Below are 26,568 nucleotides of genomic sequence, written 5' to 3' on the forward strand. Positions count from 1 at the left end.
ATCAACATAAAATGATAAAAAACTCAATTAAGATTGAGAAGCATAACCGTCCTGAAAATGTTCAAAATCGGATTCTTGCCAAATAATATGTCGCTTTAAACGCTCTTTATTAAATGAACGCAGAAGTCTATTTAGATTTTGATGCTTCCAGTCACCAGAAGTTTCAAAACGACACTTATCAAAATCGATAATCCATACCTTATCTTTGTCGTCGATCAAGATATTGTGGATATTCAAATCAGTATGGTTAACGCCAACCTGATGCATCTTGGCAATTTCTTGCCCTATTTTCTGATACATTTCTACCGATAAAGACTGTTCTTGCAAGATACTAACCAGATCTCTGGCGTTTGGGATTCGCTCACTTAATAAATCAGCTTGATAGAAGAGTCCTGACTTTAAGGCTCTTGCTGCAATAGGACGAGGAACGTGCACCCCAGCCTCAATTAGCGCCAACAAAAGCTGAAACTCTTGCGCACAACGGGTGTTATCCCAGCCAGAGAACCAATAATGATCGTTAACTAACTTCCCAAACAAACCGCCACGACGGTAATGACGTAGTGCCGCTTGCATGTTCTCTAGTTGGATAAACCATGTCGTGCCTCGCCCCGTCGCACTGCCAACCACCTTGTCGGAGGACTGCCAGTATTCCGCATCAAATATCGGTTGGCTAGGGTCTGTAATGTTCTCGTCATCAAACCAGATCACTTGGTTGTTGTTTTTATACTGTTGAATCATACGCTCACCCTCTAGCCTAAATACCGGCTGGCTAATATATACAACCAAGTAAATGCAGCAAACGCCAAAGCAACCATAACGGCAGCAGAGCCTATATCTTTAGCTCGACCACTGAGTTCATGCCGTTCAATACCGATACGATCAACCACTGCCTCAATCGCTGAGTTTACAAGCTCTACAATCAAGACTAATACCACGACCCCGATCATTAAGATACGCTCAACCATGCCGACATCCACTAGCCAAGACAAAATCACAGCAATACTCAACAGAGCCAACTCTTGTCGAATGGCGGCTTCATGCTTAAAAGCCGCTTTTAATCCTTGGATCGAATAACCCGTCGCTTTAACGATGCGCTGTAGCCCGGTATTACCCGGCTTGCCAGATTCTTGCGATTGATGCGGTGTTATCTTTGACATTGCAGAACACTTATCAGTACTTAGCTATATTCGAGCCGTGTATTTTACATTTATTGGGGATGTCTGCATAATTTACCTGCTTCTATTCATCGAATCAGACAATAATTATGTTCACTTCTGCCCCATCGTCACTATGCGTCTTGCGTTTGTCCGCTATCGGAGACGTTTGCAATACTATCGCCAGCATTCAAGCTATTCAGAAACACTGGCCTTCGACCCAGATTACTTGGATAACGGGTAAACTTGAAGCCCAGTTATTAGCCGCCATCGATGGTGTAGAAGTGATTGTTTTTGATAAAAAAGCGGGACTTGATGGCTACAAATCACTTTGGCGACAGCTGAAAGGCAGAGAGTTTGATGCGCTATTGCATATGCAGTACGCGATTAGAGCGAGTGTCGCAACGTTGGGCATTAAAGCAAAATACAAACTTGGTTTCTCTTCTGATAGAAGCCAGGACTTTCAAACACTATTTACCAATATCAAAGTGCCTTCCCCGCAATCTCTGCATGTCGCAGATGGCTTAATGGCCTTTGCCCATCAAATTGGGGTACCAAAGGCAGAACTAGACTGGGTACTTTCTTATTCAGACCACGACCAAGCTTGGGCAGAGTCTCATATTTCTCGTAGTAAACCTAACCTGCTGATTGTGCCTGGTGCGAGCAAAGCTTATAAAAACTGGAACGCGGAAAGTTATGTGGATGTGATTCATCACGCCAGAGCAAAAGGCTGGAACGTGATTCTGGCAGGTAGCCCAGCTCAAGTTGAACTGGATTTGGCTGAAGCCATTCAATCTCGCTTGGAAGAACCGTGTCTAAATTTAGTTGGACAAAGCTCAATTCTGCAAATGCTTGCGTTAATAGATAAGGTTGAAATGGTCATCGCCCCCGATACCGGACCAGCACACATGGCAAATGCCATGAAAACGCCAATCATCGGGCTCTATGCACACCATAATCCGCTTCGAGTGGGACCTTACCGCTACCTAAAATACGTTGTCTCTGTTTATGAAGAAACGATCTTTGCAGAAACAGGTAAAAACAGTCACGAGTTAAACTGGCGAACTCGCGCTAAAGATGAAACGGCAATGAACCGCATTACCAGCACTCAAGTAATGAGCATGTTCGATCAAGTCTTAGAAGATTTGTATCCTCAATACCAGTAAACTTACTGTCTTGATTTGTTAAGAAGGAAATGACCTTGTCCAAACCAACCTTAGCCGTTGCCTTAATTGTAAAAAATGAAGAGAAGCACTTACAAGCTTGTCTAGACACAGTAAAAGATTGGGTCGATGAGATTGTCCTTCTAGACTCGGGCAGCACCGATCGCACCGAAGAAATCGCCCGACAATACACAGATAAGTTTTACACCAATCTAGATTGGCCAGGATTCGGTAAACAGCGCCAACTGGCGCAGCAATACGTTACGGCAGACTACGTTTTGTGGCTTGATGCGGACGAACAAGTCACTCCAGAGCTAAAAGAAAGTATCTTACACGCGGTATCAGCCAATAAGCCGAACGTTTTATACAAACTTAATCGACTAAGCTCAGCGTTTGGTAAGTTCATCTACCATTCTGGCTGGTCTCCAGACTGGATTGTGCGCTTATATCGCACCGAATATACACAATATAATGATTCGCTCGTTCATGAAAAAGTTGATGAGAAAAACTATCAAACTGAAAAACTGGATGGTCGACTGCATCACTACACTTACGAGCACCTTCATCATTACATCAATAAAACCACTGGCTACCTCAAGGCCTGGACAGATGAACGTGAAGGTAAAAAGAAAGCGGGTTTAACGACCGCTATCGTTCACGCTCTTGCTAGCTTTTTGAAGATGTATGTTCTCAAACGAGGCTTCCTTGATGGCAAGCATGGCTTCATTCTAGCTTGGCTAAGCATGCACTCTACTTTTGTAAAATACATCGATCTCTACTTACGTGAACAGGCAAAAAAATCATGAAAACGACTTTAATTATCACCACTTACAACTGGAAAGAAGCATTAAAAGCGGTGTTAGAAAGCGTGAAACGTCAAACCGTTTTGCCTGACGAAGTAATTGTTGCAGATGATGGTTCTCGAGAAGACACCAAAGCAATGGTTGACCAAATGCGTGAAGGTTTTCCGGTTCCACTGATTCATAGTTGGCACGAGGATAATGGCTTTCAGCTTTCAATGAGCCGCAACCGTGCGATCGCCAAAGCATCAGGTGACTACCTCATCATGATTGATGGAGACATGGTGCTGTCCCAAACGTTTATTGAATCACATAAGCAAGTCGCAAAGCCAAATTGGTTTGTGCAGGGTGGACGCGTGTTAACGGATGAAAACTGCAGCAAGGCCATCATGGAAAACGGCTTAGTGCCTTCTATCTTCAGCAAAGGCATTCGCAATCGTAAAAACTGCATCACCAACGCTTTGCTATCGAAATGGTTCTCTTACGAGCGCAATAACGATAAAGCCACTCGCGGTTGCAACATGGCGTTTTGGCGACAAGATGTCATCGAGGTGAATGGCTTCAACCAAGATTTTGTTGGATGGGGACGCGAAGACAGCGAGTTTGTTCATCGCATGTTGAATGCGGGTAAGTCACGTCTTTACCTAAAATTCGCAGGTGTAGGCTACCACTTGTACCACGTAGAAAACTCTCGTGCGTCACTCGGACAAAATGATGAGATTTTAGAGAACACCATTAAAAACAAGCTTAAACGCTGTGAGAATGGTGTTGATCAATTTCTAGAAGCTTAAGATTATAAAAAAGGGGCGTTTCGCCCCTTTTTTATTGTTGCTGAGATAAAGCGAAGTACTTATCGGCAACCATCAATGAGATCAAACGCTCTTTACGTTTATCTTTGAACTGCTCAACCCACTGGTGCGCATTTTCAATGATCGCTAATGCTTCTTGCTCATTCGCTAGGTAATAATCCATCTTTTCGGGCAAATCCGAATAGTCATCCTTCACTTCAACATAGTGGACGCCTGCCTCTAACTTACCTTCCATAAACCAAGTCTCATATTTTGGCTTTGACATAATAACCAAGGAGTTAGACGACATAGCCCACTTAAGGTTGGTGGCCACATCATTGCCTTCTATACAGAGCAAAAACTTATACTGCAGTTGCTCTTCAATACTCATAAAGCCCTTTTCCCATGGTTTCCCTTCTACCGGGCGGGTCTGGCCAATATTGCATTGCGGATGGTTGTAAAACGCATGAATCACCTTTTTACGATGCGGCTGAAAACCCACGCCGCGCCACGCTACCATGTCCTTTTTATCTTGATAGCGAACAGGATCATCAATAAATTTAAAATGACGAACTTGATTAAGTTTCAACACCACTGAATTTTGGTTGTTACCAAAAATAGGGCGGCTTTTTATAAAGCTCGGTACATTGGGGATGTGTGTAACATCGCCGTTGATGTAGTTAAACGCAAAACTGGAAGGGAAATAGCGTACAACTTGGCGAAGATCGAAAAAATACGTCCAGCCTTTCGTTTTTTTGAATGTATCGATGGTCGAGTAACTTTGTTCTCGGCTATCAACTGAAAACGGCGTTTCACACTTATTGTAATAGTTCACCCGCTCAATACAGCGTTGCTGCTCTGCTTCGGTCAGATTCGAAAGTAAACGCTTGGCTTGTGCTCGATATACAAAGCGAGGGATAAGTATCGAGAGAGCGTTTGAGAAATAATAAGGGAACTTACTGTCTTTCATTGAGTTTTTCCCCAATCGCGATGGCTACTGGCTTGGGAACGAATTGTTCGATACTTCCGCCATGAATCGCTACTTCTCTCACGATAGTCGACGATAAAAACGCAAACTCTTCTTCAGGAGTTAAAAATACGCTCTCGATTCCTGGTAATAGCTTTCGGTACATGTTGGTCAGTCCAAACTCGTATTCAAAGTCTACCGTTGTTCGTAAACCACGAATAAGAACCTTAGCTTTCTCATTTCTCGCGAAATCCACTAATAACCCGGAGAACCCCTTTACCGTCACACCAGGTAAATGCGCTACAACGTCCTGCATCAGTGCAACGCGCTCTTCCAATGAAAACATAGTGTTCTTCGATGGGCTTGCGGCTACGCCAATCACAACCTCATCAAACATTTCGTGAGTACGTTCTATTAGATTGAGGTGACCATTAGTCACTGGATCAAAAGTGCCCGGATAAATGACTTTCATATAATTTACTAAGTTATTCGAAACTGATTGAATTATTGAGGCTCGAGCGCAAGATTACAACAACTTAAGCTCGATAATAGCTCGACTTACTTCTGACACTCACTACAAAAGAAGGTATTACGCTGGCCTATTTTTAGCTCTTGAAGTCGTTCGCCGCACTCTGGGCATGGCTCTCCGGCTTTTCCGTAAACTAGTAACTCTTGTGCAAAGTAACCCGGCTTTCCATCGGCTTGCGCAAAGTCTTTCAGCGTAGTCCCACCTTGCGTAATGGCAATCTCAAGTGTCATTTTGATATTTTCAACAAGTAACCCCCACTCTTGAGAAGTCAACTTACCTGCGGGCCTTGAAGGGTGAATTCGAGACTTAAACAACGACTCATTCGCGTAGATGTTCCCAACACCAACCACGACTTTGTTGTCCATGATGAACTGCTTGACGGCGACACGCTTATTTTTAGCTTTCTCCGCTACATATTCCGCATTGAACTCTTCAGTTAAAGGCTCAGGCCCCATGTTTGCTAGCACAGCATGTGACTCGCCAGGAGCACACCACAGCCATGCCCCAAAACGACGCGGATCGTTATAACGCAGTATTTTTCCACTGCTTAGTTTGAGATCCACATGATCGTGCTTTGCTGGCGGAAAGTCAGCATCTAGGACACGTAAAGACCCAGACATGCCCAAGTGAACAATGGCTGTACCTGTGTTTGTCTCGATCAGTAAGTATTTCGCACGACGGCTAATCGCACGGATCACCTGCCCTTCCAATTTTTTAAGCTCTGTAGGAATATCCCAGCGCAATTTAGGCGTTCGAAAAGTAAACGACTGGATCGTTTGTCCAACCATGTGGGGGCTAATCCCCATACGGCTGACTTCAACTTCTGGCAACTCAGGCATTAGATTCTCCAATTCACCGGCTAATAGTTCTCGCTGCTAGCATAATCGAAAAGAAAAACGATAAATAGGGAAGCTTATTAGGGGTATAGGCGAAAAAAGGCTCTACTCTGGCATAAGGTAGTTTTCATCGACGGAGATAGCGACCCATTTGTCTTGCCAGGTTTTAAATAGCCAAAAATCAGGTAAACGAAAGAAAGTCACCCGCTGCGGCTCTTCGAGATCCTGATACCAAACTTCTACCGTTTCAGGTACCGCCAGGTTAGGTTTTAAATGATCGTACTGTTCTGAGGTGAGCTCGGTCCCTTCCAATGATTGCCAGCGTGATACAAGTTCACTGATCGGTGCATCAACTTTGATGTTGGATTGCCACCGTCCATCATGCAGCTCGAACTCCCAGCCACTATAGTACAAAGACTCCACCGTATAGTCGGAGCGAAGTACATTTGGGTAAGGGTCTGCTTGATCTGTTAATAGGTAAGTTTTGATCCACATCGGCGCATTTAAGATCACTATAAATGCGATAATGCCCAGAATAAGAATATTGTTCCATCGGCGGCGACGAGCCGGACTCACACGCATAACCATCTCTACTCTCTTATCGTTATGAGTAAATTACCAAAGAGTATTGAGCTTGACTAGAACAACGGTGTGCAAGTGTGTAGGGAGTGGTGACTAAGCGGCAGAGGCGATCAATCAAAAATTCGAGTATAGAGTCGGACCAGTAGAATAACTTCAGCAGTGCCTTATAACCCGATGACGTACTGAACCTTTTCTTCAGCACTTTTATTCACGTAATAAAAAACCCAACTCGAAAGTTGGGTTTTTCAATTCCTCAAAGAGACTGAAACCAATTATTTGATTTTTGCTTCTTTGTACATAACGTGCTGGCGAACTACTGGATCAAACTTTTTGATCTCAAATTTGCCTGGCATGTTACGCTTGTTCTTATCAGTTGTGTAGAAGTGGCCTGTACCTGCAGAAGATACTAGACGGATTTTCTCACGAACGCCTTTCTTTGCCATTGCTTATTTCCTCTTAAACGTTTTCGCCACGTGCACGCATGTCTGCAAGAACAGTATCAATACCTTTCTTGTCGATGATGCGCATACCTTTAGCAGATAGACGTAGTTTAACAAAACGTTTTTCGCTCTCTACCCAGAAACGATGAGTTTGTAGGTTCGGCAGAAAACGACGCTTAGTAGCATTTCGTGCGTGTGAACGGTTGTTACCCGTTACTGGACGCTTACCAGTTACTTGGCATACTCGTGACATGAATGTCTTCTCCAAAATCGTTTCAGCTCGATATCAACCTTGGTGGCCGAACCTCTCTATCTCTCGAAAAGAAGTTAGAGGTTAAGAACCGCTATGGAAAATCCATACAAGGCTATCAAAGGTCGCGCATTATACTAACTTGATATGCATTGCTCAAGACCCGAACAGATCCTTTTTACAGGTTTTCGTGATCTTTTTTTAGACAGCAGATTTTTTTAGCAGTCCAAGCTGAATTCAGTTAAAAATTTAGTGGCGTGGATGATAGCAGATTTTTAGCAACTAACAACCTAAAAAACGCACAGTTATATCCAGCCTCTTTCAGCAAAAGAGACACTTTCCCCATCTCCGATGACGAAATGGTCCAAAATACGAATATCCACCAATGCTAATGCGTCGATGAGACGCCTTGTAATCCTTCTGTCAGCTTGGCTCGGCTCAGCGACGCCTGAAGGATGATTGTGCGCCAAAATCAAAGCCGCCGCGTTATGATGTAGAGCACGCTTGACGACTTCTCTCGGATACACCGACGCTGCATCCAACGTTCCTTCAAATAAAATTTCATCTTTTATCACTCGGTGCTGGTTATCGAGAAAAAGAATATAAAAAGCCTCTCTTTGCCGATCCCTTAAAATAGAAGACAGATATAACTTAGTTTGGTCGGGACTGGTTAAGGCATCACCACGCTTTAGCGTCTCCGCCAAGTAACGTTGTGTCATTTCTAGTACCGCTTGCAATTGAACATACTTGGCTTGCCCCAATCCTTTGTGACGACAAAACTCTTCTTCTGATGCTGAAAATAGTTGTCTTAGCGAACCAAAGTCTTGAATAAGGAAATCTGCAAGCTCAATCACGTTCATTCCGCGGGTGCCTGTGCGCAAGAAGATGGCCAGTAGCTCAGCATCGGTCAAAGCTTGCGGCCCTCGTTGCAGTAGCTTCTCTCTGGGCATGGACTCATTTGGCAAAGCTTTCAGTATCATCTGATGTCTCTTTATATGGAAAGTGTCCCTATTCCACAAAACAAAAAGCGAAAGTCGAGTATGACTTTCGCTTTCTTCGTACCATCAGTGCTTTCCATGCAACTTAACAGTTCATCAGAGTTTAAAGTTGCCAACCAAGCCGTGAATTTCCGTTCCAGACTGTGATAGCTGCGTGCTGATTGACTCGGCATGCTGCAACGTCTCATTAATTTTGTTCACGATCTGTTGAATAGCCACTAAGTTTTGGTTGATGTCTTCTGCAACTGCACTTTGTTCTTCGGCGGCAGACGCGGTTTGAATCCCCATATCTCGAATCGTACCGATAGAATTATGAACACCAGAAAGAGATTGCTGAATGAGCGCCGATTCTTCCGCCGTTTTGACACCTCTTTTTTGGCTCACCGACATCGTACTGACCGCTCTTGATACACCATTTTGTAGCTGCTTAAGCATGTCACCAATTTCATGAGTACTATTTTGTGTACGACTGGCTAACGAGCGCACTTCATCCGCAACGACGGCAAACCCTCGACCTTGCTCACCGGCTCTAGCCGCTTCAATCGCCGCATTTAGGGCCAACAAATTCGTTTGCTCGGCTATCTCGCCAATCACATCCAGCACTTTGGTTATTTTTTCAGTCTGTAAACTCAACTCAGAAATTGCATCTGACGTGCTGTCTATCTCCGTCACGAGTTCGGTAATGCCTTCTATTGCTTGCTCGACCTCATGCTGAGCAGCGGTGACTTGACTGTTGGCATCGTCAATTGCCTGCGCGGTCGCATTAGTATTGCTGGCTACTTCTTTGGCAGTCATGCTCATTTGCGTCACTGCCGTCACGACTTTGTCCGTCTCTAAACAGTGATCCTGCATTTGACCGCTCGCTTGGCTGGTCTGAGTGTTCAGGATTTGGGAAACGGTCTGTACTGTCGTCGCAGAGCGATGAATGTCCTGCATCAGTGGGTGCAGCTTATCCATAAAATCATTAAACGCGGCCGCCACTTCACCGACTTCATCCTGACTTTCGACTTTTAAACGAGCCGTTAAGTCACCGCCGCCTGCGGCAACATCTTTTAATGAAGCCGCGACATGTTGTAATGGCTGAATGCCTTTAGACACCACGATACTGGTGAGAACACTGGTAATGATCAATCCAATAACGGAAATCAACACGGCAGATAATGTATGCTCTTTTAGCTCTTGAGTCTTTAACTCTCTGTGCATCGCAACTTGCTGGTCGATGTCATCAATATAAACGCCAGTACCTAAAACCCAGTCCCATTTCGATAGATATTCTGCATAGCCCAACTTAGGCGCTTGTGCGTCAATGGTCGGTTTGTGCCACGAGAAATAGAGGAACCCATCCCCTTTTTGAGAAGCGTCAATCAAGCCCGCAATAACTGCGACCCCATTTTCATCTTTTAAGTCGTAAAGGTTTTTACCCTCTAATGCAGGTTTGATGGCGTGCAACGTATTCACACCTTGAGAGTCGTAGGCAAAAAAGTAGCCATCGCTTTCAAAGCGCATGGCTTTCAAAATTTCTTTTGCTGCCTCTTTATTACTTCCATTTACATCCGCGTCGTATAACGGTTTTATCGCCGTCACGCCCATCATCATGTAGGCTTGTAACTCTTTCTTTTTCGTTTCGATGAGCTCTTGCCTGTCTCTTGCCAGCTCCGCTTCCAAACTTTTACTGCTGTTGATGTAATACACCACTGAGATCAACGTAGTGATCAACAACAGCGGAATTAGGGTTATCAGCAGCAATTTGTTTCGACTTTTCAACACCATGGTTTCCACTACCTCTTTTTCTTTTCAGACTTGCAAACTCCGCGCAACTTGTCTGTGAGGTAGGCGAGAATTTTCCCTTCCTCGGTCAGATTAATACTCTGGAGTTTGATGTGAATTATCTTCTCGTTATATATGCTCGGGCGGTCAGACTTTGAATTGTGTTAAAATCCGGTCATCAAATTGGAGATCTCACATGCAAACACTAGCAGGAAAGAAAATTCTACTCGGCATCAGTGGCGGTATTGCCGCGTATAAATGTGCGGAGCTAACCCGTCGCCTCATAGAGAGAGGAGCGCAAGTTCAAGTTGTAATGACGAAAGCCGCAAAAGAGTTCATTACCCCTTTAACCATGCAAGCCGTTTCGGGCCGTCCTGTCTCGGACAGTTTACTAGACCCAGCAGCGGAAGCCTCTATGGGCCATATTGAATTGGCCAAATGGGCAGATTTAGTGCTATTAGCGCCAGCGACCGCGGACTTAATCGCGCGCATGTCCGCAGGCATGGGGAACGATTTACTTACTACGCTCGTGCTCGCGACGGATTCCCCTGTTGCTGTTTCTCCGGCGATGAATCAACAGATGTATCGCAATATCGCAACCCAAGAGAACATCGCTACGTTAGCGCGTCGTGGTATGCACATCTGGGGCCCTGCGGCAGGAGAGCAAGCCTGTGGTGATGTAGGACCAGGTCGAATGCTGGAACCAATGCAGCTAGTACAGCTATGTGAACAGTTCTTTCAACCAAAATTGCTAGAAGGTAGGTCGATACTCATTACCGCCGGACCAACTCGCGAAGCGATTGATCCAGTGCGTTACATTACGAACCATAGCTCCGGGAAAATGGGCTATGCATTGGCGAGCGCCGCAGCGCAGATGGGAGCAAAAGTCACCCTCGTGAGCGGTCCTGTCAGTTTAAATACGCCCGTAGGTGTTGAGCGCATAAATGTTTCCAGTGCCCAAGAGATGCACGAAGCCGTTATGACACATGCAAACCAGCATGATGCCTTTATTAGCTGCGCTGCCGTTGCCGACTACCGCCCACAAACGATCGCGTCTCAAAAGTTGAAAAAGACAGAAGACAACGACGAAATGGTCATTAATATGGTTAAAAATCCTGATATTGTTGCATCTGTGGCAGCAATGACGGAGAAGCGTCCGTTTACCGTCGGTTTTGCGGCTGAAACCAATGATGTAGAGACCTATGCTCGAGGCAAGTTAACAAAGAAAAACCTCGATATGATCTGTGCAAACGACGTTTCGGTTGCAGGGCAAGGATTTAACAGCAACGACAACGCAATTACCCTTTACTGGCCTGAAGGTGAACTTGCGCTCGCTTTGGAATCAAAAGAAGCATTGAGCGTTAAAATTCTCGAAAAAATGCATCAATTGATGTAACTAACGTTTGAAAACCCTGCCAATTTTTTACAAAAGCTGGCATAAATTTGGTACAAAAATGACAACTAAGGGTGTTAAATCTCCCATTCCACCCTTAGTGGTCTAGTTTGAGGCGAAATAGCGTCTTATAATCCCCTCCGCTCAACTTTGTATTTTGAAAGGAAGTAACTAATGGCCGGCAGTAAAAAATCCAACCGTCGTGAAGAAATCTTACAAGCATTGGCAGAAATGCTTGAATCAACAGATGGCGCTTCACGCATTACTACGGCAAAACTGGCCAAGCAAGTCGGCGTTTCAGAAGCCGCGCTGTATCGTCATTTCCCAAGTAAAGCGCGCATGTTCGAAGGGTTGATTGAGTTCATTGAAGAAGCCTTGATGACACGTATCAACCGTATTCTAGACGACGAAAAAGATACACTAGAGCGTATTCGTATGGTGATGCACCTTATTTTGGCGTTCTCTGAACGTAACCCAGGTCTAACACGCATTTTGTCGGGTCATGCTCTAATGTTTGAAAATGAACGTCTACGTGAACGCATCAATCAACTCTTTGAGCGTATAGAAACACAATTGCGCCAAATCCTGCGTGAACGTAAGATTCGTGAAGGGAAGTCTTTCCCTGTCGAAGAGCGCATCCTAGCCGCGCAAATTCTGGGACAAGTTGAGGGGAGCCTAAACCGCTTTGTGCGTAGCGACTTTAAATACCAGCCGACTGCAAACTTTGACGAGTACTGGGCGCTTTTGAGTGCACAAATAAAGTAAAAGACTATGAGTAAAGACAAATACACGCAGCCCGAGTTTTCTCTTTCACTTCTTCACCCTCGTAACTGGGGCGTATGGCTTGGTTTTGGTCTGTTGGCCATCCTCGTCAATATTCTTCCTTATCGGCTGCTGCTTTCATTAGGTCGTTCACTCGGCAAACTTGGCATGCGCTACGGTAAAAAGCGTGTCCACGTTGCTCAGCGTAACTTAGAATTGGCCTTTCCAGACAAAACACCTGAAGAGATTCAACATATTGTTGAAGAGAACTTCAAAAATACCGGTATGGCACTGATAGAAACCGGAATCACTTGGTTCTGGCCGACTTGGCGCTTTAAAAACCTGATCGTCGAGAAAGATCTCGGCGCACTGCGTGAAAAAGCCAAAGAAGGTAAAGGCGTCCTACTTTGTTGTGTCCATGCTCTTAATCTAGAGATCACTGCGCGTGCTTTCGCCGTGTTAGGCGTGGCCGGGTACGGCGCGTTTCGTCCGCATAATAATCCTGCTTATAACTTTATCCAGTATTGGGGACGGACACATAACGGCAATAAACTGATTGATCGTAAAGATGTAAAAAAGATGATTCGTGTTTTACGCAGCGGTGAGCGTCTGTTCTATTTACCGGATCACGATTACGGTCGCAAAAAATCAGTATTTGTGCCCTTCTTTGCCGTAGACGATGCGTGTACAACAACAGGCACGAGCATTCTGGCGTATACCTCAAAATGTGCGATCATCCCAGGCTCAGGGTTTCGCAATGACGAAGGAAAATACGACATCATCGCCGATAAGTGCATTGAAGCCGACTATCCACAAAAAGACGAAGTCGCCGCTGCCGCTTATATGAACAAGTATGTGGAAGAAGTCATTCTACGCGCTCCAGAGCAATGGATGTGGCTCCATAAACGCTATAAAACCATGCAAGATGAGCATGTCGAGAAAGGCATTCGCTATAAGTAAGTGGTCAAGGCGATGAATCCAAAAACAAAAAAGGGCAGATGAATATCCATCTGCCCTTTTTACTTTTTCAGAAAAAGTAACCAATTAAATGCCGTATTCTGCGCGGTATGCTTTGACTGCTTCTAGATGCTCTTTGTCTGTGCCTTTCTCTTCAAGGAAAGTCACAAGGTCAGTCAAGCTAACGATCGAGATGATTGCACAACCAAAGTCACGCTCCACTTCTTGAATCGCAGACAACTCACCTTTGCCTTTTTCTTGGCGGTCAATCGCAACCAACACACCAGCAAGGTCTGCGCCATTTGCTTGAATGATTTCCATCGATTCACGAATCGCAGTACCTGCTGTGATTACGTCATCCACTAGCATGATACGACCTTCAAGCGCAGAGCCTACAAGGTTACCGCCTTCGCCGTGATCTTTCGCTTCTTTACGGTTGAAGCAGTAAGGCGTGTCGACGTCATGATGATCCGCCAGCGCGACTGCTGTTGTCGTCGCGATTGGGATACCTTTGTACGCCGGGCCAAACAGCACATCAAACTCAATGCCAGAATCAGCAAGCGCTGCTGCGTAAAAACGACCAAGACGCGCTAGGTCACGACCAGTATTGAAAAGACCAGCGTTAAAGAAGTACGGGCTTTTACGGCCAGATTTCAAAGTAAACTCACCAAACTTAAGAACTTCTTTCTCAAGTGCAAACTCAATAAATTCACGCTGGTATGCTTTCATTATTTTCTCTCTATGTCCTTGGTTTCTTGTGTCTCTTCTCGACAATCATTCATTTCTCTATTGTCGAGATAAAAAAATAGCCCCCATAATGGGAGCTATTTAAATCAATTGGCTAACGCCGCCTTCTGCGCTGCGACAATTTCCGTAATGCCGACTTTCGCCGACTCTAGCAGAGCCATCAGCTGCTCGTGACTGAACGGTTCACCTTCTGCGGTGCCCTGAATTTCAATCATCTTGCCTTCTTCTGTCATTACCACGTTCATGTCTGTGTCTGCCGCTGAATCTTCAACGTACTCAAGGTCACACAGAACATCATCACCTAGCAAACCAACTGAAACTGCCGCTACGTGGCCTTTCATTGGGTTTGCTTTTAGCTTGCCGCTATCTACTAGGTGTTGGAATGCATCGGCCATTGCAACACTTGCGCCGCTGATGGATGCAGTACGCGTACCACCGTCAGCTTGGATAACGTCACAGTCAACGGTGATCATGAACTCACCCATGGCTTTTAGATCGACAACAGCACGTAGGCTTCGCGCGATAAGACGCTGAATTTCCATCGTACGGCCGCCTTGCTTTCCACTTGCCGCTTCACGACGAGTACGCGAATGTGTTGCTCGAGGTAGCATGCCGTATTCAGCTGTAACCCAGCCTTTACCTTGACCTTTTAGCCAACGTGGCACAGATTCTTCGACGGTCGCATTACACAACACTTTGGTGTTACCGAACTCAACTAGCACTGACCCTTCAGCGTAAGCTGTGTAGTTACGAGTAATTTTGATAGGGCGAACTTGATCCGCCTTGCGATCGTTTGGACGCATGGGCATCTACCTTAAATATGAGGAGAAGACGATTTGGTTGGGCGAAGATTATAACGGAATCGATTCCGGATTCATAGGTTACGCATCTGGCACAACATAAACAATCCATACATCCCGCGCACCTATCGACGCAGCATGATACACTCTTGAAGTAATTTTCAAAAAATGAAGACAGGAAAATTCGATGATTTACAGTATGACAGCGTATGCACGCAAAGAAGTAAAAGGCGATTGGGGTTCTGCGGTATGGGAAATCCGCAGCGTGAACCAGCGTTATTTAGAAACATACTTCCGCATGCCAGAGCAATTTCGCGGGTTAGAGCCCGTTTTACGTGAGCGTTTTCGTAAGCGCTTAGCGCGAGGCAAAGTAGAATGTAATCTACGTTTTGAAGCAAACCCTGCCGCAAAAGGTGAGCTTAGCATCAATGAAGCGCTTGCTAGCCAGGTAATTAAAGCCGCTGAACAAGTCATGCACATGACTGGTGAACTGAGCCGAATCAATCCATTTCAAGTTATGCAATGGCCGGGGGTAATGGAAACGCCAGAGCAAGACATGGATGCGGTAAATAAAGTGCTACTAGAAGCGTTTGATGGCGCAATGGATGAATTTATTGAAGCGCGCGCTCGTGAAGGCGAGAACATGAAGGCGCTGATTGAGCAACGCCTCGAAGCGATCACATCAGAAGTTGTGAAAGTGCGCGCACGCATGCCAGAAATACTAGAGTGGCAACGTGAGCGTCTGTTCTCTAAATTTGAAGATGCAAAAGTAGAGCTAGACCCATCTCGCGTTGAGCAAGAGCTTATCCTTCTGGCACAGAAATCAGACGTAGCAGAAGAGCTAGACCGTCTTGATTCTCACGTAAAAGAAACCACGAACATTCTGAAAAAAGGCGGCGCAGTGGGTCGTCGTCTAGATTTCATGATGCAAGAGTTCAACCGTGAATCGAACACGCTAGCGTCGAAATCCATCAGCACCGACATCACCGCATCGGGCGTTGAACTGAAAGTTCTAATTGAACAGATGCGTGAGCAGATCCAAAACATTGAATGATCTAAAAGTCATCGAGTATTGAAACAAAAAAGCCCCGCTAATACGGGGTTTTCTTTTATTCGTCTTTTTCCAAGGTACTGTTATCAACGTAGGGCCAATAATGGTGCCCAATTCTGATCAGCAAAGTAGCCGCAGCCAAAATAAACGCAGCCAGAGATAACCACACAACCAAAACTGCATCCAGCTCTTTCATTCCGAGTGTGATGTAGCGGGCGATGGCCATCATCGCGATGTAGATAGGATAGCGTACCGGAATTTTACCGTTCATCACGAACTGCTGCACCATAGCGAGCACTTCCAGATAGATAAACATCAACAGAATATCCGTGAGTAAGACACGCTTCTCTACAAATACGTGCACAAACTCTTGCATCATGGCGTACAACGTCGCCAAGGTAATAGAGACTAATAACACCGCCTCCAAAATATGGAAGATTTTCAGGAAAGGTCGACTAAAGGATTTCGGTAAATTCGACGGCATGGTCCATTATCCAAACAAAGAAAATAGGCCTTGAGTTTAGCATGCAACGATCTTCAATCAATCAGAATAAACATCAGTGCAAATCGACTCCAAGTCCTGGCATTTGCTTATAAAAACGCTCCGCTTATTTGGCGGAGCGCTTTTGTGTTATAGGACCTGTGGCATCACTTACGCCACTTGCTGCTTTTTTTCAGCTACGCGCTTTTTCTTCCGATATTTAGGGTGAGTGATCGGAATCGCAGATAGGAGTTTTTTGGTGTATTCGTTTTGCGGGTTTGCATAAATTTCTTTAGCACTGCCTGCTTCTACCACTTTACCAAAATACATCACGGCAACTTTGTCAGAAACATGTTTCACCACCGAGAGATCGTGAGAGATAAATATGATCGCCAAGTTCATTTCTTGTTGCAGTTGTAGCAATAGGTTCAAGATTTGCGCCTGTACCGACACATCTAACGCAGATACCGATTCATCACAAATCAGCAGTTTAGGCTTCAATGCAATCGCGCGAGCGATACCGATACGCTGCCGTTGCCCGCCTGAAAATTCATGTGGATAACGGTTTACTGCCGTTTCTGGTAATCCCACTTTGATTAAAAGCTCTTTTACCCATTGTTTACGCTCTGTTGGCGTGCCAATTTTATGAATAACAAACGGTTCTTCCAGAATCATACCGATGGTATGACGCTGATTGAGTGACTCCATTGGGTCTTGAAAGACGATTTGCATGTCTTTACGCAGCGATCGCATCTCTTTCACAGACAATTTAGTGATGTCTTTACCTTCAAAGAAAATCTTACCTTCCGTTGGCTCGTATAACTTTAAGATCGTGCGACCAAGGGTGCTTTTACCACAACCTGACTCACCAACTAGCCCCAGTGTTTCACCTTCAGAAACAGACAGTGAAACCCCGTCTACCGCTTTGATGGTGTAGCCTTTCTTGAACAGCCCTTTACCAGAAACAAAGTGCTGCTTAAGATTTTCAATTCTTAATACTTCTTTTGCCATAACATCCTCTTTTATGACTGGTTCACTTTGCCCAGTTAACTGGCAAACATACTGGCATCAATAGGCTTGATATCGATCATCTGCTTCGGCTCATTATCTAAGCTCGGCATCAGCCCCATCAAACGCTCTGTGTATGGGTGCTGCGGGTTATCAAACAACTCAAAAATTTCTGCTTTTTCGACAATACGTCCGCCATACATCACGGCAACATCATCACACACTTCTGCCACAACCCCGAGATCGTGAGTGATGAAGATCATCGCCATGCCCGTTTCTTCCTGAAGCTCGTTCATCAGTTCAAGGATAGACGCCTGAACCGTAACATCCAACGCTGTAGTCGGTTCATCACAAATCAGAATATCCGGCTTACAGGCCAATGCCATCGCGATCATGACACGCTGGCGCATACCACCAGATAGGTTATGGGGATACTCATTCAATCGCTTCTCTGGCATTGGAATTTTTACTTTTGCCAGCATTTCAATCGAGTACGCCTCCCGCTCCTTTTTGTCGAGCTCAGGTCGATGGAGCTCAAGCACTTCACATATTTGACGACCAATGGTGTGCACTGGGTTGAGCGCCGTCATCGGGTCTTGGAAGATGATCGAAATGCGATCGCCACGCATGGCGTACATCTCTTCCGCAGGCAAATCAACTAGGTTGGTGCCGCGATAATTCACTTCACCTTTGATAATGTTGCCATATGGCTTAGGTAATAGCCCCATGATCGACATTGAGGTTACGCTCTTACCACTACCTGACTCTCCTACCAGACCGAGTGTACGTCCAGCTCTCACATCAAAGTTCACACCATGCAGAACCTTCACTGGCCCATCATCGGTGGTAAATTCAACTTCGAGATCTTTAACACTTAGGATTACATCGTTTTCCATAACCAATCCTTACAGCTTATAAGTGTCATCTACGACAACAACAGGTTCAAAAGCTTTGCCTGACTTCATCGCTTGTTTCGTTTCTTTTTTGATATCACTATCAATCCAGTAAGTGCCATCGCCTATGATTGCACCACTGAACAGCGCCTCTGTCATGCGATTCATTGGCTTATCTGGAAACTTTAACCAGCGCCAGTGACCATAGCGGACATAAGGAACCATGTAGCCTGGGACGATAACGTGAGCATCAATGATGTCACGCTGAATCTCATGACCTAGCTGGATCTTTTTATCCATATCCATGCCAAAACGATACTCGATGATCTTTTCATCCAGTTCAGGCGTGCTGTAGTTTGTGAAAGAGTTAGTTTGCGGCTTGTTCGCATTGACTGAATGGAAGTACTCCCAATACGTTGGGATCTCAGACGTACCCATATCTAAGAAAGCCAAATCGTGCTTTTTCTCACGTACGTATTTGAACATGGATGAGCCATCAACTAACTTGAGCTCAATATCCAGCCCTGCTAGCTTGGCTTGCTCACGCAAAAATGCAATACGAGGAGTATGAACAGGTGTTCCGTAGGTCAGCTCGAAGCTTAAGCGCTCACCTTTATCATTAACACGAATACCATCAGAACCAATTTTGTTAAAGCCTGCGGCTTCGAATGCCTCGGCCGCTTTTGCGGGATCAAACTTCGGTGCCTTAGCATCTGGTAGGGTGTATTTACCATGACCATAACCGGTCGGGTTCGGTTTACGGGAGTAGTCGCCACGCATGACATTCTCTATCATGCCATCAAAGTCAATCGCGTAAGTAATGCCCTTGCGAATGTTTAAATCATCCAGCAAAGGCATCGCGGTGTTCATCCATACACCACCAGCCCCAACTGGGAATTGGTTGTAACCCCAGAACTTTTGAATGTATCCCTTTTGGTAAGGTTCCGTATTCGATTTATCATGCCATAAGCTTGGTAAAACAAGACCAAATGCGTCCAGCTTCCCTTTCTCAAAGTGCTTCATCGCGATATCACTGTCGCGAATCACTGTGATGCGGATTTTGTCGACATTATAGCGATGTTGATAATACTTATTGCTGTAACCCCACCAGTCTTCACCGACATGTTTGAAGGTCACACTTTTACCTTTTTTAATGTCATCTAGGTAGTATGCACTGGTCGTTGGTTCACTTTTAAAATTGTAGTAGCGGACAAAGTTGTCATGTATACCGTCACCATTTTCATCTTTTGAAGGGTTAGCATAAAAATGTGCGGGACGTGGGCGCAGAGCCCCCATTCGTAACAGCAATTCTTCCGGATTAAACTCTTTCGCCGCCTTAACAGCAAACGTATGAGTGTCGTACTTGATAACATCCGCAATCGTTTTGTTGTAGTAATCGTTGTACCAAGGTTCCAAGATGTCTTTGGAACGATAAAACTTCAGCATGAACACGAAATCGTCGGCAGTCACAGGTTTGCCGTCCGACCATTTGGCTTCAGGGTTGAGTTTGAAATAGACCGTTTTGTTGTCACCTGCTAACGCCCACTCGTTAGCAAGCTCAGGTATGAACTCTAAAGTATCTGGGTGGCGGACCACCAAGCCTGGTGTTTCATCTAAGATAAAAGAACGTAGCCCTGCATTAGCGTCTGGACCAACACTACGTAACGTCTGCGGGAAACTTGACATAAAGGTGCGATAAGTCCCTCCACGTTTCGCTTCTAGCGAACCATATTGAGGCTCATCCCAGTTTGTTTGCCAGTTTAAGTCAGTCGGAAGCGTTGCTGACATTGCACCAAAACTCAGGGCGCTCAGCGTGGACGCTAAAAATAATTTCTTCATAAAACTTCCCTTTTTTATGTTTTGCTCACAATGCTCGCTTAAACATAGCGTGTGAATTTTTTCGGGTCGAAAGCCGCTCGAATGGCTTCACCAATAAAGGTCACCATTACCAGAACCAGAACAATAGAAGTCACTACTGACGCAACAATCCATGGCGAATCTAAGTTTGACTTACCTTGTTGCAGTAATTCCCCCCAACTTGGTGTTGGTGGCATCAAGCCTAAGCCTAGGTAATCGAGAGCAGTCAATGCTGTGATGTTAGCTGCAATAGTGAAAGGTGCTAGGGTTACAATCATCACCATCGTATTTGGCAAGATGTGATTAAACAAGATACGTCCAGTCGATGCCCCTAAAGCACGTGCCGCCATTACGTATTCTCGTGCCGCTTCTTTATAGGTCATGGTCCGCATGTACCATGTCATCCCCATCCAAGTGAAAAGCACGTTAATAGCGACAAAGAGAGCAAACGTCGGTTGAACGATTGAAACAAGAATCATTATGACGTACAAAAACGGTACCATTGACCAGATTTCGATAAGTCGCTGTACAAACAAGTCAAATTTACCGCCCCAAAAACCCATAGCACAACCGACTGCAGTACCGATCGCGTAGGAAATGGCCATCGTAAGCAACGCAAATCCCATCGCAGTTCTGAATCCGTAGACGAGTCGCGCCAAAATATCGCGACCTATCACATCTGTACCTAAATAATGCTTATTTTCGGCACTAGGTGCTGTTGGCGGGAAATCACCACTAAAATCTTGTTCATATGGGTTCCACGGCACAAGCGGCAAAATAACAAAGTTGTCGCCCCCTTCAGCCTCAAACGCTTTTTGCAGTACACGATAATCGGCTTCACTGGATGACTCTTGGCCGAATTCGCTACCTAAACGTACGTCACTGACAACAGGAAAATAGTAGCTACCATCGTACTTGACGACTAGCGCTTTACTGTTGATCAAAAGTTCGGCGAATAGAGAAAGGAGCAACATGATAGAAAGAGCAACAAACGACCAATAGCCTCGTTTGATCTCTTTAAAGTGACGAATTTTCTTTTGAGTTAATGGACTAACTTTAATCATGTTACGCTCCAAACTTCACACGAGGGTCGACTAAAGCAACACAAATATCTGAAATGATGTTACCAATGAGCAGTAACAACGCATTAATGGCGACAATACCCATAACAACAGGGTAATCACGCTCCATGATTGATTCGTAACCCAATAAGCCAATGCCATCAATATTGAAGATAACTTCAATCAGGAAGGCACCGGTCATGAAGAACAACAAAGAGTTACCAAAGTGACTCGCGATTGGAATTAAGCTGTTACGCAACGCGTGCTTACGAACTGCTTTTTTGAAAGGTAATCCTTTCGCAATTGCGGTGCGGATGTAATCTGAGGAAAGGTTTTCCATCAGGTTATTTTTCATTGTCATCGTCAGCGTGGCAAAATCACCAATGAGGTAACAGATCAAAGGCAACACCGCATGCCACATAATGTCTTTAGCGCGTTCAAAGAAGGTTTCGTAATCGTCGAAGTCATCGCCGACAAAACCTCCCATCGGAAACCATTCCAAGTGATAACTAAATAACGTGATCAGCAATACACCCACCACATAACCTGGTAGCGCGTAGCCTACGAAAATGAGTACTGAAGAAGCGGAATCAAACACAGAACCGTGCTTGAGTGCCTTATAGTAACCAAGAGGAATCGAGATAAAATAACTAATAAAGAAGGTCATGCCGCCATAAAACAACGACACTGGCAAACGCTCTGCGATCATGTCCGAGACAGGCTCGTAGTAACGCGTCGACTCGCCAAGATCTAGCATTACCAAACGACTTAACCACTCGACGTACGCTTCCGTTACAGGTTTATCCAGGCCATAAAACGCATTCAGCTCCGCGATTTGATCGTCAGAAAGGGCCGTATTACCACCCGCAGACGTCATTGATGCGGCGCCATCTCCCTGAGACTGCATTTGTGACAACATGCGTTCAACAGGTCCGCCAGGCACGAAACGAGTGATAGCAAAGATGAGAATAGTTATCCCGAGAAACGTTGGGATAACCAACGCCAAACGGCGTAAAAAGTACGACAGCATATACAACTTGCTCCTTGTCTACTGTCCAGTTCAAACGGAGTGAAAGAGGATATTTTCCGCCCAAAATGGTGCATATTTATCTCGTAGTAACTAAAACTGTTGAAGCACACTCCCTGCGCCTCAAGAGCTAGACTTTTCTACTACTGCAATAATTTCAGCGTCATATTTATCTTGAATCCACATCAGCTTCAAGTGTTTGAAACCAAAACATGACAAACTTCCTTCGATGTCGAAAAACAGAAATGTTTTTGTAAAAAATTATAAAAAACCACAAAAATAATTCATACAGAATATCAATCTAGGCTGTTTAGAGCCAAAACCCTACATAAAAATGCACCCTACACACATAAATAGACACATAATCCAAGGTTATATTTGACCTAAAAATACGAGTGAGCCCTTTAACAGCAATGGGTATCATATTTTGATACCACCTAATAAGTTCGAGCTAACAAAGTATGGATTCGATATAAAACTCATCTCAGAACAATTCACTGGAAAAATATCTTTTTCCAGATTCAATTACCCACTAAAAAACCATAGGCAAGATAAGTCATTAAAGTTTATAAGAAACACAAAATACGGTGTTTTATTGAAATTTAATCTCGATTCATAAACCTTATTCGGTTTTTTATTCCGCCTTTTAAATAAAGCCTGGTTATTTACATCTTTTTTACATTTAAGCATCCCCGTTTACCACTGGTTTGACTTCCTTTTTTCATCTCGGTTATACATTGGCCGAACGTTAACGAAATATTAACGTCACATTTGGCCGCTATGCGGCCAGACATAGGAAATAATAATAATCGGAGCAACAAGGATGTATAAAAACACAACCGCTTTATCTGTTGCGATAAGCCTTGCTTTGGGGACAGCAGCAGTTGCAGCCCCAGCAACAGCACTGGCAGAAGAGCAGCAAGTTGAAAAACTTCAAAAGATGAAAGTTACTGGTTCGCGTATCTCCACGACGGATATGGAAGGTCCTTCACCAGTTACTGTTATTAATAGTAAAGACATTGAGTCTAAAGGCTTTAACAGCGCGCAAGACGTATTGAACAGTTTGACCCAAAACACAGGTGGTGTAATGGCTCAAACAGACTCTTTCTCGTTTACACCAGCAGCGCAGTCAGTCAACTTACGTGGCCTTGGCGCGTCACGCACATTGATTCTTATTGATGGCCGTCGTCTTCCTCAATACCCGCTAGCACAAGATGGTACATCTAACTTCCAAGATATCGGCCAAATCCCTGTCGCCGCTATTGAGCGTGTTGAAGTAATGACCGACTCAGGTTCTGCTATCTACGGCTCCGACGCAATCGGTGGTGTCGTAAACTTCATTTTAAAGAAAGACTTTGATGGCGTTTCTGTAAAAGTACGCGCGGGTGACGCGACGGATGGTGGTTACCAAAACGGCCGTTTAGACGTTGTGGCAGGCAAAAACTTTGACGACAAACGTATTCTCTTCGTTGGCCAATTTGCGGGCAACGAAATGCTAAAGCAATCTGACCGAGATGATTGGGCTGGCGATGACGGTTCTAGCCGTTCTCAGCTAAGTGGCTACTCTAGCTACGGTGCAAACTTTGAAGGCGCCAACGGAACACTTCTAACACCAGCTGATGCAGGTTCTTCATGTAAAGAAGTCGTTGGTGATGCCGCGATTGAACGAGCGGATGGAAAGTGTGGTGTTAACCGTTCTGCATACCGAACATTAAAACCAGAAAACAAACAAGTAGACCTACTTTTACGTGGTGAAATGGACATTAACGACAATGTCACTGCCATGGCAGAAGCCCGTTTTGGCTACAAGTCTACAGAATCTGAATTCGAACCTAACCCTTACAGCGTTGAAGTTGATGCCACTCACTTCCGCGGCGAAGGCGAATACACTCGCCGTATGGTCGAATTTGGACCACGCGAAAGTAACACTGAAGCCGATTCTTTTGGCTTAACCTTAGGCTTGAACGGCCTGCTTGCTGATACGTATGATTGGGACCTATCCGCTGGTTACTCTGAGCAAAGCGTTGAAACAAGCAACCCAGCAATCTTTCTAACTCTCGACCAAGCTGTACAAAATGGTGATGTCGATCTTCTAGGGCCTATCTCACAAGACGTTGTAGACAAATACAGCGGCACTTCAAGCAAAGAAGCTTACTCAAAGCTTTACTCTGTTAACGGCTCACTGGCTGGTGATTTGGTTGAACTTCCTGCAGGTATGTCTGGCTTTGCTGTTTATGGTGAATGGAACCGTACTGACTACAATGAGACGATTGATGCTACAACAGCAGCTGGTGGTTTCTCTGGTCTAGGTGGAACGTCAGGCGGCGGTGACCGCGATCAGATTGGTCTTGGTGTTGAAGCTCTTATTCCTATCATTGAAGATTTAGAAATGACTGTCGCTGGTCGTTACGACCACTACTTCGACGACTCGGCAACTGGTGGCGCATTCACTCCTAAAGTAGCCCTAGCATACCGTCCTACTGACACCCTATTGCTACGTGGTAGCTACGGTCTAGGCTTCCGAGCTCCAGACTTGAAGCGACTATTTGGTGATCAAACTCGAGGCTTTGGTTCTGGCTTTGACCCAGAGCTTTGTGCCAACGCTGGTGGTAGCGGCCCACAAGATAAAGACAAGTACCCAGAGTGTGATACTCAATACTTCGATACGCTTAATGGCCCTAACTCTGAGCTGAAAGAAGAAACAAGTACAAACATTAACTTGGGCCTAGCGTGGGAGCCTGTGGATGATCTTGGTGTAACTGTTGACTGGTACCACATCAAGATGGAAGACGTCGTAACAGCACCAACTTACCAAGACGTAATTAACGATCCAGGTAAATACCCAGGTACTGAAGTCGTTCGTAACCCAGATGGCACCATCAAGTCGGTATCCTATGGTCCAGTGAACCAGTCGTATGAAGAGCGTTCTGGTATTGACCTAGCGATCAAATACGCATACGACACTAATGAGTTCGGCTCATTTAACACGCGTGTTGCTGTAACGAAGATCTTGATTGCTGAATATCAAGAAAACGACAGCGAGCCTGTAACGGATGAAAGAGATTTCATGCCTGAATACACCGCAACGTTAAATCTTGGCTGGGCATATGAAGATGTCGCTATCAACCTATTTGGTAAATACCGCGACCGTATGTGTTCAAGCTACGCTAACCGTTACTACTTTGATGACTGTGATTCTGCTAAAAAAGCGGGTTACAAAGCAGAAATCGCTAGTATGACAACGTGGAACCTAACGGCTTCTTACCAATTCAACGAGAGTGGTCGTGTAACTCTTGGTGCTATCAACATGTTTGACAAAGTACCGCCTGCAGATCCTCTAAGCGATACCTCTCCATTCTATGCAACTGGGTATGACGATCCAATCGGACGTCAACTATACGTCGAGGCATCATACGACTTCTAAAAAATATTTGGCGCGGGTTTTCCGCGCCCTTTTCGACTGACTAAAACACTGACAAGGATGCAACCATGAAATTCAAGGAATTTGGTCTCAGTGCCATAGCTGCAGCATTGCTTACTATCAGTAGTAGCTCTATAGCGGCCAACTCTGGTGCTGTCGTTTCCACACAAGCAAAAGCAAATCAATCTTCAGAAGCTTCGCAACAAAAAATCGACAATTATGCCGAAAGTACTGAAGGCATGTTGGCAGAATACAAAGGCTTACTACGTCAAATCGACAGCATGAAAGTCTACAACGAGCAAATTAACCGTATGGTTCAATCACAGCAAGGTGAATTGGACTCATTAAATAACCAAATTGCTCAGATCGATCAAACGGCAACAGAAGTAGTGCCACTAACACTTAAAATGATCGATGCACTCGATGAGTTTGTGACTCTCGATCTGCCTTTCCAGAAAAAAGAACGTAATAAACGTGTCCAAGAACTGCGTCGTCTCATGGATCGCGCCGACGTAACAACTTCTGAGAAATTCCGTAAAGTGATGGAAGCCTACCAAATTGAAGAAGGCTTCTCTCGCTCAATTGAATCTTACAAAGCTAGCCTAGATAGAAATGGGGAAACCGTGACTTACGACTTCCTACGTATTGGTCGCACGGCGCTTTTATTCCAATCTCCAGACGGTGGTGAGACAGGTATGTGGAACCAACAAACACGTCAATGGGAAACATTACCGGAAAGCTACCGCATAGCGGTACAGCAAGGCCTTCGTATCGCGAAGAAGCAAGCGCCACCAGCGCTAATCAAATTGCCTGTATATGCTGGGGAGGAATAAGAG

At 45.0% G+C, this 26,568-nt stretch carries 27 protein-coding genes; 9 read left to right on the forward strand and 18 right to left on the reverse strand.

Annotated features, from left to right (window positions below; genetic code table 11):
* Positions 1–27: 27 nt before the first annotated feature.
* Together R8O70_RS04255 and R8O70_RS04260 are read right to left on the reverse strand one after the other, a co-directional pair.
* Entirely contained in the window at positions 28–738 is a 711-nt protein-coding gene (locus R8O70_RS04255) for a 3-deoxy-D-manno-octulosonic acid kinase (RefSeq protein ID WP_258625028.1), read from the reverse strand.
* Positions 739–749: 11 nt separating this feature from the next.
* Positions 750–1,157 carry a diacylglycerol kinase gene (locus R8O70_RS04260; RefSeq protein WP_065275025.1) on the reverse strand — a complete coding sequence of 136 codons (408 nt, stop codon included), beginning with the start codon at positions 1,155–1,157 and terminating at the stop codon, positions 750–752.
* A 107-nt stretch (positions 1,158–1,264) separates the two neighbouring features.
* Here R8O70_RS04260 and R8O70_RS04265 point away from each other — a divergent pair, with 107 nt between their 5' ends.
* The 3 genes from R8O70_RS04265 to R8O70_RS04275 are packed head-to-tail and all read left to right on the forward strand — an operon-like array spanning position 1,265 to position 3,908.
* Positions 1,265–2,320 (forward strand): glycosyltransferase family 9 protein, encoded by a 1,056-nt coding sequence (locus tag R8O70_RS04265; RefSeq protein ID WP_065275024.1) that lies wholly within the window; start codon positions 1,265–1,267, stop codon positions 2,318–2,320.
* A gap of 35 nt (positions 2,321–2,355) precedes the next feature.
* Entirely contained in the window at positions 2,356–3,123 is a 768-nt protein-coding gene (locus R8O70_RS04270) for a glycosyltransferase family 2 protein (RefSeq protein WP_005395793.1), read from the forward strand.
* Positions 3,120–3,908 carry a glycosyltransferase family 2 protein gene (locus tag R8O70_RS04275; protein WP_054701158.1) on the forward strand — a complete coding sequence of 263 codons (789 nt, stop codon included), beginning with the start codon at positions 3,120–3,122 and terminating at the stop codon, positions 3,906–3,908. The genes R8O70_RS04270 and R8O70_RS04275 overlap by 4 nt, the downstream gene beginning before the upstream one ends.
* A 31-nt stretch (positions 3,909–3,939) precedes the next feature.
* Here the strand turns inward: R8O70_RS04275 and R8O70_RS04280 are convergent, their stop codons facing one another.
* From R8O70_RS04280 to R8O70_RS04315, 8 genes are all read right to left on the reverse strand, one after another.
* Positions 3,940–4,875 (reverse strand): glycosyl transferase family 90, encoded by a 936-nt coding sequence (locus R8O70_RS04280; protein ID WP_053303391.1) that lies wholly within the window; start codon positions 4,873–4,875, stop codon positions 3,940–3,942.
* Positions 4,862–5,344, reverse strand: coding sequence for a pantetheine-phosphate adenylyltransferase (gene coaD / locus R8O70_RS04285; protein ID WP_017820709.1), 483 nt, complete (start codon positions 5,342–5,344; stop codon positions 4,862–4,864). The genes R8O70_RS04280 and coaD overlap by 14 nt, the downstream gene beginning before the upstream one ends.
* An 86-nt stretch (positions 5,345–5,430) precedes the next feature.
* Positions 5,431–6,240: a bifunctional DNA-formamidopyrimidine glycosylase/DNA-(apurinic or apyrimidinic site) lyase gene (gene mutM, locus R8O70_RS04290; protein ID WP_053349744.1), complete on the reverse strand. Its 810-nt coding sequence runs from the start codon at positions 6,238–6,240 to the stop codon at positions 5,431–5,433.
* Between the two features lie 102 nt (positions 6,241–6,342).
* Complete coding sequence (locus R8O70_RS04295; protein ID WP_025998646.1) at positions 6,343–6,819, reverse strand: hypothetical protein; 477 nt, start codon at positions 6,817–6,819, stop codon at positions 6,343–6,345.
* Positions 6,820–7,091: 272 nt separating this feature from the next.
* Positions 7,092–7,262, reverse strand: coding sequence for a 50S ribosomal protein L33 (gene rpmG, locus R8O70_RS04300; protein ID WP_004410866.1), 171 nt, complete (start codon positions 7,260–7,262; stop codon positions 7,092–7,094).
* 13 nt (positions 7,263–7,275) lie between these two features.
* Positions 7,276–7,512: a 50S ribosomal protein L28 gene (rpmB, locus tag R8O70_RS04305; protein WP_005384783.1), complete on the reverse strand. Its 237-nt coding sequence runs from the start codon at positions 7,510–7,512 to the stop codon at positions 7,276–7,278.
* 302 nt (positions 7,513–7,814) lie between these two features.
* Positions 7,815–8,489, reverse strand: a complete 675-nt coding sequence (gene radC / locus R8O70_RS04310; protein WP_017820707.1) for a RadC family protein — start codon at positions 8,487–8,489, stop codon at positions 7,815–7,817.
* A 114-nt stretch (positions 8,490–8,603) separates the two neighbouring features.
* Positions 8,604–10,277 carry a methyl-accepting chemotaxis protein gene (locus R8O70_RS04315; RefSeq protein WP_258490751.1) on the reverse strand — a complete coding sequence of 558 codons (1,674 nt, stop codon included), beginning with the start codon at positions 10,275–10,277 and terminating at the stop codon, positions 8,604–8,606.
* Between the two features lie 193 nt (positions 10,278–10,470).
* On the opposite strand from R8O70_RS04315, the gene coaBC reads away from it, so the two are divergent.
* From coaBC to R8O70_RS04330, 3 genes are all read left to right on the forward strand, one after another.
* Positions 10,471–11,670 carry a bifunctional phosphopantothenoylcysteine decarboxylase/phosphopantothenate--cysteine ligase CoaBC gene (gene coaBC, locus R8O70_RS04320; protein WP_054701136.1) on the forward strand — a complete coding sequence of 400 codons (1,200 nt, stop codon included), beginning with the start codon at positions 10,471–10,473 and terminating at the stop codon, positions 11,668–11,670.
* A gap of 171 nt (positions 11,671–11,841) precedes the next feature.
* Positions 11,842–12,432 carry a nucleoid occlusion factor SlmA gene (slmA, locus tag R8O70_RS04325; protein ID WP_005379386.1) on the forward strand — a complete coding sequence of 197 codons (591 nt, stop codon included), beginning with the start codon at positions 11,842–11,844 and terminating at the stop codon, positions 12,430–12,432.
* A gap of 6 nt (positions 12,433–12,438) precedes the next feature.
* Positions 12,439–13,389 carry a Kdo(2)-lipid IV(A) acyltransferase gene (locus R8O70_RS04330; RefSeq protein WP_033905948.1) on the forward strand — a complete coding sequence of 317 codons (951 nt, stop codon included), beginning with the start codon at positions 12,439–12,441 and terminating at the stop codon, positions 13,387–13,389.
* An 84-nt stretch (positions 13,390–13,473) separates the two neighbouring features.
* Here the strand turns inward: R8O70_RS04330 and pyrE are convergent, their stop codons facing one another.
* Both pyrE and rph read right to left on the reverse strand, forming a co-directional pair.
* Positions 13,474–14,115, reverse strand: a complete 642-nt coding sequence (gene pyrE / locus R8O70_RS04335) for an orotate phosphoribosyltransferase (protein ID WP_026000307.1) — start codon at positions 14,113–14,115, stop codon at positions 13,474–13,476.
* A 104-nt stretch (positions 14,116–14,219) separates the two neighbouring features.
* On the reverse strand, positions 14,220–14,936 hold the full coding sequence (gene rph, locus R8O70_RS04340; protein ID WP_017634994.1) for a ribonuclease PH: 717 nt from the start codon (positions 14,934–14,936) through the stop codon (positions 14,220–14,222).
* 184 nt (positions 14,937–15,120) lie between these two features.
* Between rph and R8O70_RS04345 the strand changes: the two genes are divergently transcribed.
* Complete coding sequence (locus R8O70_RS04345) at positions 15,121–15,987, forward strand: YicC/YloC family endoribonuclease (RefSeq protein WP_005384776.1); 867 nt, start codon at positions 15,121–15,123, stop codon at positions 15,985–15,987.
* Positions 15,988–16,042: 55 nt separating this feature from the next.
* Here the strand turns inward: R8O70_RS04345 and R8O70_RS04350 are convergent, their stop codons facing one another.
* The 6 genes from R8O70_RS04350 to R8O70_RS04375 form a co-directional block, all read right to left on the reverse strand.
* Positions 16,043–16,468 carry a phosphate-starvation-inducible protein PsiE gene (locus R8O70_RS04350; RefSeq protein ID WP_025768316.1) on the reverse strand — a complete coding sequence of 142 codons (426 nt, stop codon included), beginning with the start codon at positions 16,466–16,468 and terminating at the stop codon, positions 16,043–16,045.
* A gap of 168 nt (positions 16,469–16,636) precedes the next feature.
* Entirely contained in the window at positions 16,637–17,476 is an 840-nt protein-coding gene (locus tag R8O70_RS04355) for an ABC transporter ATP-binding protein (protein WP_005379372.1), read from the reverse strand.
* Positions 17,477–17,511: 35 nt separating this feature from the next.
* Positions 17,512–18,369, reverse strand: a complete 858-nt coding sequence (locus R8O70_RS04360) for an ABC transporter ATP-binding protein (RefSeq protein WP_005379371.1) — start codon at positions 18,367–18,369, stop codon at positions 17,512–17,514.
* 9 nt (positions 18,370–18,378) lie between these two features.
* A complete protein-coding gene (locus tag R8O70_RS04365; RefSeq protein ID WP_161446244.1) occupies positions 18,379–20,205 on the reverse strand; it encodes an extracellular solute-binding protein in 1,827 nt (608 codons plus the stop codon).
* A 38-nt stretch (positions 20,206–20,243) separates the two neighbouring features.
* On the reverse strand, positions 20,244–21,287 hold the full coding sequence (locus tag R8O70_RS04370) for an ABC transporter permease (protein WP_053303397.1): 1,044 nt from the start codon (positions 21,285–21,287) through the stop codon (positions 20,244–20,246).
* Between the two features lies 1 nt (position 21,288).
* A complete protein-coding gene (locus R8O70_RS04375; protein ID WP_005384771.1) occupies positions 21,289–22,314 on the reverse strand; it encodes an ABC transporter permease subunit in 1,026 nt (341 codons plus the stop codon).
* An 820-nt stretch (positions 22,315–23,134) separates the two neighbouring features.
* Between R8O70_RS04375 and R8O70_RS04380 the strand changes: the two genes are divergently transcribed.
* Together R8O70_RS04380 and R8O70_RS04385 are read left to right on the forward strand one after the other, a co-directional pair.
* Positions 23,135–25,735: a TonB-dependent receptor plug domain-containing protein gene (locus R8O70_RS04380; protein ID WP_033905922.1), complete on the forward strand. Its 2,601-nt coding sequence runs from the start codon at positions 23,135–23,137 to the stop codon at positions 25,733–25,735.
* A gap of 65 nt (positions 25,736–25,800) precedes the next feature.
* Complete coding sequence (locus R8O70_RS04385; RefSeq protein WP_005379365.1) at positions 25,801–26,565, forward strand: DUF3450 domain-containing protein; 765 nt, start codon at positions 25,801–25,803, stop codon at positions 26,563–26,565.
* Positions 26,566–26,568 lie beyond the last annotated feature (3 nt).

It is taken from the genome of Vibrio sp. 779(2023), from assembly GCF_033344285.1.
Lineage (GTDB): Bacteria > Pseudomonadota > Gammaproteobacteria > Enterobacterales > Vibrionaceae > Vibrio > Vibrio alginolyticus.